Raw genomic sequence first — 10650 nt, 5'->3', positions numbered from 1 at the left:
GAGTACGAACGCGACTGGCATCGAGCCCAGGAGCCCACCCCGCAGTCCGCCTGAACCAATCAAGATCGGACTCTACGAAACTCGGGGCAGCTCAGAAGCGGCGTATGCATAACTCGATCACGACGCCGAGCCCGCCCACGGCGACATCACGCAGCCGGCGTACATACCGGCCGTGCACCCGTACCGGGCCATGGCCGCACCGGCAGGCCGCGGTCGTCGCTCGCGCCCGCGTTCTCGGCGCCGCCTTGTCCGGCCGCCGCTGGACCTCCTCGATCAGCAACGCGGACAGGTGCGGAAAGAACTCCAAGAGCACATCACGAGAGCACGCGATGCATGATCGCGAACAGCTGACAGGACCCGCTCAAGCGTCCGGATCACAAGATCGTCGCCAGAACCAAGGTGCGCGACGGGCAGGTGGCGAACCGGCCCATCTACGTCGCACTCGCGGTCACCGTGGACGGCACGCGGGACATCCTCGGCCTGTGGGCCGGCGACGGTGGCGAGGGCGCCAAATACTGGCTGCAGGTCCTGAGCGAGATCAAGAACCGTGGCGTCGAGGACGTGTGCATGGTCGTCTGTGACGGGCTCAAGGGCCTGCCCGGCTCCATCTCGGCGGTCTGGCCCCAGGCGGTCACCCAGACTTGTGTCGTCCACCTGATCCGGGCCTCGTTCCGCTACGCGGGCCGCCAGGACTGGGACAAGATCTCCCGCGCACTCAAGCCTTTCTACACGGCCCCGACCGCGAGCGCGGCGGAAGACCGGTTCCTTGAGTTCCAGGAGGAGTGGGGCACCAAGTATGCGGCGATCGTGCGGCTTTGGGAGAACGCCTGGGCCGAGTTCGTGCCCTTCCTCCAGTTCGACACCGAGATCCGCCGCGTCGTTTGCACCACCAACGCCATCGAGAGCGTCAACGCCCGCATCCGCAAGGCTGTCCGCGCCCGCGGGCACTTCCCGAACGAAGCCGCAGCCCTCAAATGCGTCTACATGGCCATCATGAGCCTCGACCCCACCGGACAAGGAAGCAAACGCTGGACCATGCGCTGGAAGCCCGCACTCCAGGCCTTCGACATCGCCTTCGACGGCCGACTCTCCGTCGGCCGCCGATAACTCACACCACCCGAGTTACACCGTCAGCTGGACAGACCCCGCGTTGACGCAGCGCGGCACGAAGGCCGGATCTGCCGGACCGTTCCGCTGGAGGGCGTTGAGCACCCACTGCTCGACCAGCGGGGACTTGGGTGCCTGGTCGTGCTCGGTGGTGTCGAGCGGGCAGCGGTCCTGGAGCAGGACATTGGTCACGTACGAGTCCGGGCCCTTGAGGAAGGCGCTGGTGTACGGCAGCACGACCTCGTCGTACTTGGTGGCGATGGCCGTGTAGTCGGGGCCGACGGGGGTCTCGGGGTCGGAGTTGAGCTTCTGCAGGAAATCGGAGCCGGTGGTTTGGTCGACGCAGGAGGGGCAGACGGTGGCACCAGCTGCGAGGGCCAGCGGGTTGCTGGTGCCGTGGTTGGAGGGCACGATGCCGATGAGGTCGTCGACCTTGGTGGCGCCGCCGAGGAACTTGACGTAGTAGCGGGGCATCATGCCGCCCTGGCTGTGGCCCACGATGTCGACCTTCTTGGCGCCGGTCGCACCGAGCACGGCATTGACGAAGTCACGCAGTTCGGCCGCCGAGTCCGGGATCGGAGCGGTCTCCAGTCCGCCGTACTCGAAGGAGAAGACGCAGTAACCGGCGTCCACGAGTGCGGGCGACAGGGTCAGCCAGTTCTCGTAAGAGGTCTTGAAGGTGCCGTTGACCAGGACCACGGGCTGCGGGTGCGCGGAGTCCGGCTTGCACGACCAGTTGTTGGCTCCCGGCGGCGGGGTGTCGGCGGCGCCCGCGGGGGCTGTGAGGCCGAGGACGCAGAGAGCCGCTACGGCGGTGACGGCGAGGAGGCGGGCTGTTCGGCTTGTACGTCGTACGGGCATGACGTCCCTTTCATGCTCGGCTGCGACCGACCGGCGTTCGGCAATGGCGAACGAGTAACCGGAATACTTACCTCCGGGTAGATGCGAGTCAAGGTTTCGGCCAGTGGCCGAATCCCATCCGTTATCAAGTGGTCCGGGCAGCACCAAGGGCGCCCGTACGCGATGTCCGGGCCCTTCTGACTGTTGCGGAGCGGCCGTCAGGACTGCTTGAGCGTGGCCCACGCGTGCTGCGCCGCCATGTCCGCCCCGGCCTCCACGAGCTCGACGGCGACCGCGCTGGGTGCCGTGCCACCGCAGTCGTTGCGCGAGGTGAGGGCGCTGGAGACGTTGAGGACGGAGCGGACCTCTTGGGTCAGCTGCGCGCGGGAGGGAAATCGCAGGTCAGGCGCGCTATAAGATCGAGTTGGGTGACCCCGTCGACTCCGGTGGCGCACCGCTGTGCTCGACCCGGCAGCCGCTTGGAACAGCGGAGACGTGTGTCAAAGTGGAGGGGGCGGCGGCGACACGGCGGCGCGGTCGGCGGGGGAGGCAGGGGAAGGTGGCCTGTCATGTCCACATATTTCAATTCCCACAGTTCGGCCACGGCCCACTCCGTCCCCATCGACTGGCGGAGCGAGGAGTACGCGGACCTGTTCGGGCAGGCCCCGGTGATCTTCGCCGCGCTCAGCGGCCCGAGGCACCTGCTGGAAGCGGCGAACTCAGTATTCTTCGAGACCCTCGGGTGCGACAGCGGGCGCATCGGCGAGCCGGTCGGCGAAGTGATTGCGGAACTGGCTCCGCAGGGCGTCCTCGACCGGCTCGACACGGTCTACCGCACCGGCGTGGCGTACCGGGCCCAAGACGGGCGGCTCCTGCTGGGCGGGCCGGACAGGCAGCGGGAGAGATTCTTCGACGTCACCTACGAGCCCCGCCGTGACGCGGTCGGCCGGATCGATGGGGTCGTGGTGATCGCCGTCGAGACCACCGCGTACCACCACGCGCATCTCCTGGCCGCCGAGCAGCGCGCGCTGCTGGAGCAGATCGCACGCGACGCCCCGCTGGACGAGATCCTCTGCGGCATGGCCACAGCGATCGAGGACCTCTCCCCGGACATGATCGTCTCGGTACTGCTCGTCGATCGCGACGGACAGCACTTGCGGCACGGCACCGCCCCACGCCTGCCCGACTTCTACAACGAGGCAGTCGATGGGACCCCCATCGGCGAGGGCGTCGGCTCGTGCGGTACGGCCGCCTTCCGGCGCGAGCCGGTGATCGTCACGGACATCGCCACCGATCCCCTGTGGAAGGACTACCGGGACCTGGCACTGCGGGCCGGGGTCGCGGCGTGCTGGTCCACGCCGATCCAGGACGCAGACGGTCTGCTGCTGGGCACCTTCGCGATGTACCACCGCACCCCCAAGTCTCCAGAGGACAAGGACGTGGCGCTCAGCGCCGCATTCGCCCGCATAGCCGCGTTGGCCATCGAACGCCACTCCGCGGTGCAGGCGAGCCAAGCCGCCCAGGCGCGTGAGAAGGCAGCGCGTGAGGATCTCGCCTTCCTGCTGGAAGCCAGCACCGCCATCGCGGGCGAGACACACTATTCCGACAGCCTGCAGCGCATGGCCCGACTGACTGTTCCCGCTCTGGCACCGCTGTGTGTCGTCCACGTGATCGAGCGCGGCCAGATCCAGCGCATCGCCGTCGCCGCAGAGACCCCTGAGGGGGCAAAGCTCCTCACTTCTCCCGCACTGTGCGACGTGGTGGACGCCGCTGTCGCCCGCGTGCTGACTTCCGGCACCACCGAGACCGCCCACGCGGGCGGCCTCTGCGCGCAGCTCGGCCTCACAGGTTACGTATGCGTGCCGCTGACCACCCGGGGCCTCACCTTCGGCGTGCTGACTCTCCTGGCCACCGACCTGCCCCTGGACCGACATACGATCGCCCTGGCCCAGGAGCTCGCCCGCCGAGCCGCTTCGAGTGCCGACAACGCCCACCAGTTCACCGACCGCGTCCGGATGGCGCGCGATCTACAAGCAGGGCTGCTGCCTCCCGAGTTGCCCAGAATTCCCGGCGCCACCCTGGCTGCGTCGTACCATCCGGCCGGCGAAGGACTCGACGTCGGCGGCGACTTCTACGACGTCTTCCCGCTATCCGCCGACCACTGGGCGCTCATGATCGGCGATGTGTCCGGACGCGGGGCGCTGGCGGCCACCACCACCGCAATCGTCCGACATACGGCACGCGCCGCTGCCCGCCTTCTGAACAACCCGGCGGCGGTGGTCGCCGCCATCAACGACGCGTTGGCGGAGAGCACCGCCGGTGAGGACCAGTTCGTTTCGCTCGTCTACGGCGAGCTACGGCGCACCGTCTCCCACCTGACGCTCAACCTGATTCGCGCAGGCCACGTACCGCCTCTGGTGCGCCGCGCCGACGGCACGGTCGAAGAACTCGCGCAACCCGGCCTCCTGTTGGGTATCGGTCCCGACCCCGGCCTCTGCCCGTGCGGCATTGACCTGTTCCCCGGCGACAGTCTGGTCCTGGTCACCGACGGCATCACCGAGGCTCGTTCCGCCAACGGCGAATTCTTCGGCGAGGACCGCTTGGCCGGCGCACTCGTCGCCGTCCGGACCGCGACGCCCACCGCCGCCGCCCTCATCGAGTCCATCACCGCCGCAGTCACCACCTTCGCAGGCAATGCCACCCCGGACGACCGGGCCGCACTGGTTGTCACCGCCACCTGATGGTCACGATGCGTACGGTCGGACCGCGGTCCGCGCCAACCGCTACTCGGGGGCATCGGGAAGAGAATTCCAACGGTGGCCATGCCGTCTGTGAACGCGGCCTACGTGCAGCACCGGCGGTTGGAACAGGCGCGGTTCGGGTTGGCGCGTCTTCAGCTCGGGCGGCGCCATCGACTCCGGCATCCCGGCGGGCTGTGCGACCGACCTCACCAGCGGCCGGCCTGGTGGGAGCTGGCGTACAGGGGGTCGCGGGTGTCGTGCGCGGTTGCATGTACCGGGGCTGTTCGCGTGACCGATAGTCGCCACGGCAGGATGGCCGGCTGTGCTGCTGGGACTGGCCTACCTCAGGGTGGCGAACGCGTTCGCCATGCTGCGCCTGCTGCCGGTGAGTGACCAGGGCAAGGACATCGAGATCCTGGCGCTGCGTCATCCGAATCACGGTGCCGGAACGCCAACTCGGCAAGGACAGGGTGCGGTTCACCCCGAGCGATCGGGTGTTCCTGGCCGCGTTGCTGCACCGGCTCCCGCGTGACGTGCTCGGCGGGTGCGGTTGCTGGTGCGCCCGGACACGGTGCTGCGCCGGCACCGCGGTCTTCCAGCGCGCCGCCACGCCGCTGCCTCCCGGCCGAAGCGCCCGGGACGGCTGCGGACGGCGCGCTCCGTCCGGGCTCCCGTCCTGCGCTTGGCGAAGGAGAATCCCGGCTGGGGCTATCGCCGGATCCGCGGCGAACTGCTCGTCCTGGGCGTGCAGGTGGCCGCCTCCACCGTATGGGAAACCCTTTGGGTGACGGGATCGACCCGGCACCCGAGTGCGCCATGACGTCCTGGGCCGGCTTCCTGCGCTCCCGGGCGATGTCCTGTTGGCCTGCGACTTCTTCGAGATGGTCCCCCTGTCCGGGGCGCGCCGGTACGTGTTCGCGGTGATCGAGCACGCCAGTCGGCGGATCCGCGTCATGGGCGCCACCATGCACCCGGGCGCCTCGTGGCTGGTGCAGGCCGTGAGGAACCTCGTCATGGACCTGGAGGACGCCGGCTGCCGGGCGCCGTTCATGATCCGGGACCGCGACGGCAAGTTCCCCGCCCTGTTCGATGCCGTCCTCACCGACGCGGGAATCGAGGTCGTGCTCAGCGGCATCCGAATGCCGAGAATGAACACTTTCACGGAACGCTGGGTGCAGACCTGCCGACGCGAGCTCTTGGACCGCACCCTGATCTCGAACCAACGCCACCTGCTCCACGCCCCGCGCGAGTTCGAGGACTTCTACAACGGGCACAGGCCGCACCAGGGCGTCGCCAACGCCCGCCCGCTGCACCCATTGCCCGCTCCGATCGCCGATCCGGGCAGGCTGGCCCACCTCGACGCACGACGACGCGACCGCCTCGGCGGCATCCTCCACGAGTACCAGCATGCGCCTGACCTGCACGGACGAGATTTCCGGCAAGGGCAGGCATTGAACAGTCCTCAGTCGATGACGGTACGGGACACCGTCGCGTCCGCAGGTGCTCGTACCGCGTTGAGTACGACGGCGGCCACCGACTCGGGTCGCAGGAGCTGCTCCGGGCGGTGCTTACGGCCGGCCCGTTCGGCCGCCCTGCGTTGCAGCTCGGTGTCTGTCGGGCCCGGGTGGATCGACGTCACTCGGACTCCGTTGGGGCTCTCCTCGGCTTGAAGGGCCTCTGCGAACGCTCGCAGCGCGTACTTGCTGGCGGCGTAGGCGCCGCGCTGCGACTTGATCCGGAGGCCGGACCCGGCGTTGATCAGGATCACATGTCCTCGGCCTCGACGGAGGGGCGGCAGGAGCAGCCGGGTGAGTTCGGCGGCGGAGAAGAGGTTGACGGCGAAGACGCGCTGCCAGGCGTCGAGCGAGGTGTCGGCGATGGTGCCGGGTTCCGCGACGGCCGCGTTGTGTACGAGCACGTCCAGTCGGTCGATGTCCGTCGTGGCCCGGGCGAGTTCCCCGGGATCCGCCAGGTCGGCCACCCAGGGGCCGGCGTCTCCTGGCAGTTCGTGGGCGAGCGCCTTGAGCAACCGGACGTCCCGGCCGCCGAGGAGTACGTCGTGCGTGGGGGCGAGGGCACGGGCGATGGCGGCGCCAATCCCCCGGGAGGCGCCGGTCACGAGGGCGCGCGGTCGTGGGGTGGTCATGGTGTGGCACCTCGTTCAACGGGCCGGAAGGTGACCGGCAGGCTGGTCAGTCCATGCATGAACCGGCTGTGTCCCCAGGTCAGTTCACCAGGGTCGGTGGCGAGCGCCAGTTCGTCGCAGCGTTCGAGAAGGGTGCGTAGCCCGATGGTGGCTTCCGCCTTGCCGAGCGGCGCGCCCAGGCAGTGGTGGATCCCGTGTCCGAAGGCGAGGTGACCCCGGCTGTCGCGGCGGATGTCGAACCGGTCGGGTTCGGCGAAACGGGCGGGATCGCGGTTGCTGGCGCCGTAGGACAGCAGTACGGCCTCTCCGCCACCGGGTACGGTGACGTCTCCGATCTGTACGTCGCACGTCGTGAACCGCAGGACGGGCGCCATCTTGATGGGGCCGTTCCAGCGGAGGATCTCCTCGATCGCCTGTCCCATGACGTGCGGCTGTGCGCGGAGCATCGCCAGTTGCTCGGGGTGCTCCAGCAGGGCCAGTACGCCGTTGCCGATGAGGTTCGCGGTCGTCTCGAAACCGGCCACCAGGAGGAGGAAGGACATGGCGATCAGCTCGTCCTCCTGGTGATCGCCCGCGAGAAGGCGCCCCAGCAGGTCATCGGCGCCGACGGTGGCCTCCCTCTTCTCCTTCAGCAGTCCGATGAGGTAGTCCCGCATCTCACAGGCGGCGCGGGGCATGCGGTCGTGGTCGCCCTCGCTCATCTCGACGTAGACGCCGGCCAGACGCGCGAAGGTATCGCGCCCTTCGGCCGGCACGCCGAGCACTTCGGAGATGACCGTGAGCGGCAGACGCTTGGCGAAGTCGGTGATGACGTCCAGGCGCCCCGACGGAAGGACCGGGGCGAGGAGGTCGTCGGTGATCTCCTGGATGCGGGGACGCAGGGCCTCGATGCGGCCCGGGGTGAACTCACCTGCCACCAGGGCACGCAGTCTCGTGTGGTCCGGGGGGTCGGAGCGGAGCATGTTGCGCGTGACGGTGTAGGTCTCGTTGGCGAAGGCCCACGGGGCGGACCGGACGGTCTTGTTGCTGTGCTCCGGATCGTTGCTGAGCCGTGGATCCTTGCTCGCCGTCCGGATGTCCTCGTGGCGCGTGACGAGCCACACCGGAGCGCCGGCGAACGTCACGCGCTGTACGGGGCGTTCGGCGCGCCAGCCGGCGAGCAGCTCATAGGGGGCATCCACATAGCTCTGCTGATCCATGAGATCGGTGACATTGTGGCCATCCCCATGTCCCGGAGGCGGCGTGGGGTGGGTGACAACGTTGTTGACCTGCTCCGAGTTCACGAGACCTTCATGCCGCGCAGTCGCTGGCCGTCCGTTGCCCCGGGCATGGGCGGGCAGGGCCAGGCGCACCGGCAGCGCGTCACAACGGAGGTTCGAGGGGTCGGCGGCGTTTGGGGTCCACGCACCCCACGAGTGGTACATGCTGCAGTTCCGTCGCTCCAGGTAGCAGATGAGGTTGACCGGCCACCCGGTGTTGATGAACACGTACGTGTCCATACTCGTTGGGTGCTCGCTCAGCGGCGGCCCTCCGCCTGGTGAGTCGATGTTGTGCCAGTCGGGGTGGAGGTGGATCGACCCGAGGATGTCCAGGTCGTCGGCCTCGGCGCCCCGCAGGATGCGCAGCAGGTCGGTGGAATCGCACCAGTACCCGCGATGTGGGTTCTCGTAGGCCGTCCCGAAGCACGGCACGATGCATTCCGCGAACTCTCCCAGGGCCGCGCTGTCGGTGGCCCGTACGTTGCGGCCGAACTCGACGCGCTCGATGCGGGCGTTGCCACCGTGCATACGGCCGACCAGCACGCCGAAGCACGGGTAGGGGCAGCCCGGCCTGATCGCTTCGTAGACACCGAGTGCGGCGTCGAGGAACGTGGAGCAGGCGGTGCGCTCCAGGAAGACCTGCATGCTCTCCGGGCCTGCGCCGGGACTCCTGCGGTTCCTCACAATCAGCGCTCCGTTCGCATGACGGGGAGGGACGTGAACCCGCGCAGCCGCCCGTACCTCTGGGCAGGAGGCTGTGCCTGCGCGAGATCGGGGAGCCGCTGCCGAAGCCGCTGCAACAGCATCGCGATCTCGAGGTGCACAAGTTCGGCGCCGAGGCAGTAGTGGGCGCCTCCACCGAAGCTCAGATGACGTGGTCCGCCGCGTCCCGGCAGGAACTCGTCCGGCCGGGAGTACACGGCGGGATCCCGGTTGGCGGCGCCCAGCACCGGCCAGACCCGCGCGCCCGCCGGTATCGTCACGCCGCCGATGACCACAGTCCTGGCGGGAATGCGCGGGGCGGGGGTGAACTGCACTGGTGCGTCGTAGCGGAGCAGTTCGTCGACGAACATCCGGGCATGGACAGGGTCGTCCAAGAAGACCGCACGCTCGGGGTGACGGATCATCAGGACGATTCCGGTCTCGATTCCCGCAGCAATCTGCGGGAATCCGGCGACCGTGAGGCCCGTGAGAATGCTGATCAGTTCGTCGTGCGGCAGGGCCTCGGGACGGGCGGTGTGCACACGAACGAGTTCGGACGTCAGATCGTCGCCGGGCGCACGGCGCCTGCGGGCCACTTCCCCTTGGAGGTAGTCGGTGAGCCGTCGCATCGCCGCCGCGCCGTCGCCTGCTTCTCCGGGCAGTGGCCCCGAAGTCGGAAAGATGTCGACGACGAGCGTCGAGACCAGCTCTCGGTCGGTCCGGGGCAGTCCCAGCAAGTGCATGATCGTGTCGCGTGGGAATGCCTCGGCGACAGGGGTCATGTCGGCGACGCCGTGGCGCAGCGTTTCAATCACGGGTTCGAGCAGGTGGTCGCAGAGGCTGCTGAGCCACGGCTGCCGACGTCGCACGTGCTCGGCGAACCGCCGGGCCACTGCCGCACGCATTCTCGTGTGCCGGGGAGGATTCTGCGAGCTCATGACGCGGGACAGCACCGGCGCGGCATGTCCGGCCGTCCCCCTGGACGGCCGGTGAGCACCCGGCGCGAGGAAGAGCTCGCGTCCGGTCAGTACGCGCCGGCAGTCCGGGTAACGCGTCAGGAGGTAGGTGCCGCTCCGGCACCGGTACACCGGTTCAGTCTCACGAAGTCGTTTGTAGACGGGGTACGGGTCGCCGGCGTGCACATCCGCAAGAGCATCGATGGAGCCCATGATTCCCATGGCATCAACCCCTCGGGGCGATGAGCGAAAGCCTCGTGTCAGCCCATCCCCATTGACCACTCCGAACGGGTGACGTGCGACTCGGCGCACGATCGAATTACTCCAAATGAGTGATGCGCCGCCGCCCGTCACCGCGCTGAGCAGGGATTCCGTGATTCTGGTGGTCATGTCCCTGTGGTGGTGTAACGAGGTCGATCTGATCTTTGTAGATCGTGTCCATGCTGCCTTCGGGGAGGTAGCGGCGGGGGAAGGCGATCCATTCGTCGTGCTCTACCTTCCTTCCTGGGTTTGTTTGCCCCAGCCATTCGTAGGGTCCTACCTTCTTGATCGGGTTGATCAAGACCACTTGTAGGGTCTGGAGGCCCAGAGACACCGGGTATGGCTTTCGTAGGGTTGCCCTCGATGGCTCTCCCAACCTGGCCGCCCGGTGTCTCACGACGGCCTGACCGCTGATTAGGAGCCGCGAGTACCGCGTCGTACATCGCTGAGTAGGACCACGCCGGCAAGGTCGTCCGGAACCGCATCGCGCTACGAACGACCGGAGGAGTCCGTGGCCCAGATCTGGGCGGGTACGGACATCGGTAAGACGCACCACCATTGCGTGGTCCTGGACGTGGAGGGCAAGCGACTGCTCTCGCGCCGCGTCGCGAACGACGAGCCGGAACTGCTGGCCCTGC

Annotated in this window: 8 protein-coding genes and 3 pseudogenes; 5 read left to right on the top strand and 6 right to left on the bottom strand. The window is 68.3% G+C overall.

Annotated elements, in window-relative coordinates; all coding sequences use genetic code 11:
- Window positions 1-91 precede the first annotated feature (91 nt).
- Complete coding sequence (locus ACFY1J_RS45835) at window positions 92-307, bottom strand: hypothetical protein (protein WP_390713331.1); 216 nt, start codon at window positions 305-307, stop codon at window positions 92-94.
- Window positions 308-396: 89 nt separating this feature from the next.
- Between ACFY1J_RS45835 and ACFY1J_RS45830 the strand changes: the two are divergent.
- Window positions 397-1107 (top strand): annotated as a pseudogene (locus ACFY1J_RS45830) (IS256 family transposase); the annotation flags it as partial.
- 15 nt (window positions 1108-1122) lie between these two features.
- Here the strand turns inward: ACFY1J_RS45830 and ACFY1J_RS45825 are convergent.
- Together ACFY1J_RS45825 and ACFY1J_RS45820 are read right to left on the bottom strand one after the other, a co-directional pair.
- Entirely contained in the window at window positions 1123-1968 is an 846-nt protein-coding gene (locus ACFY1J_RS45825; RefSeq protein WP_390713330.1) for an alpha/beta fold hydrolase, read from the bottom strand.
- Window positions 1969-2165: 197 nt separating this feature from the next.
- A pseudogene (locus ACFY1J_RS45820) lies at window positions 2166-2330 on the bottom strand (argininosuccinate lyase); the annotation flags it as partial.
- Between the two features lie 186 nt (window positions 2331-2516).
- On the opposite strand from ACFY1J_RS45820, the gene ACFY1J_RS45815 reads away from it, so the two are divergent.
- The 3 genes and pseudogenes from ACFY1J_RS45815 to ACFY1J_RS45805 form a co-directional block, all read left to right on the top strand.
- Window positions 2517-4688, top strand: a complete 2172-nt coding sequence (locus tag ACFY1J_RS45815) for a SpoIIE family protein phosphatase (RefSeq protein WP_390713329.1) — start codon at window positions 2517-2519, stop codon at window positions 4686-4688.
- Between the two features lie 322 nt (window positions 4689-5010).
- A complete protein-coding gene (locus ACFY1J_RS45810) occupies window positions 5011-5220 on the top strand; it encodes a hypothetical protein (protein WP_390713328.1) in 210 nt (69 codons plus the stop codon).
- 349 nt (window positions 5221-5569) lie between these two features.
- A pseudogene (locus ACFY1J_RS45805) lies at window positions 5570-5935 on the top strand (IS481 family transposase); the annotation flags it as partial.
- Window positions 5936-6150: 215 nt separating this feature from the next.
- On the opposite strand, the gene ACFY1J_RS45800 reads toward ACFY1J_RS45805, so the two are convergent.
- The 3 genes from ACFY1J_RS45800 to ACFY1J_RS45790 are packed head-to-tail and all read right to left on the bottom strand — an operon-like array spanning window position 6151 to window position 10141.
- Window positions 6151-6834 (bottom strand): SDR family oxidoreductase, encoded by a 684-nt coding sequence (locus tag ACFY1J_RS45800; RefSeq protein WP_390713327.1) that lies wholly within the window; start codon window positions 6832-6834, stop codon window positions 6151-6153.
- Window positions 6831-8738, bottom strand: coding sequence for a cytochrome P450 (locus ACFY1J_RS45795; RefSeq protein WP_390733286.1), 1908 nt, complete (start codon window positions 8736-8738; stop codon window positions 6831-6833). The genes ACFY1J_RS45800 and ACFY1J_RS45795 overlap by 4 nt, the downstream gene beginning before the upstream one ends.
- A gap of 41 nt (window positions 8739-8779) precedes the next feature.
- Window positions 8780-10141, bottom strand: coding sequence for a cytochrome P450 (locus tag ACFY1J_RS45790; RefSeq protein ID WP_390733285.1), 1362 nt, complete (start codon window positions 10139-10141; stop codon window positions 8780-8782).
- Between the two features lie 382 nt (window positions 10142-10523).
- On the opposite strand from ACFY1J_RS45790, the gene ACFY1J_RS45785 reads away from it, so the two are divergent.
- Window positions 10524-10650: transposase (locus ACFY1J_RS45785; protein WP_390733287.1), on the top strand; the 127-nt coding region annotated here is incomplete at its 3' end.

The organism is Streptomyces sp. NPDC001406 (genome assembly GCF_042895285.1).
Classification (GTDB): Bacteria; Actinomycetota; Actinomycetes; order Streptomycetales; family Streptomycetaceae; genus Streptomyces.
Note: the sequence above shows the minus strand (reverse complement) of the source record. Positions and strands in the feature narration are given on the sequence as shown.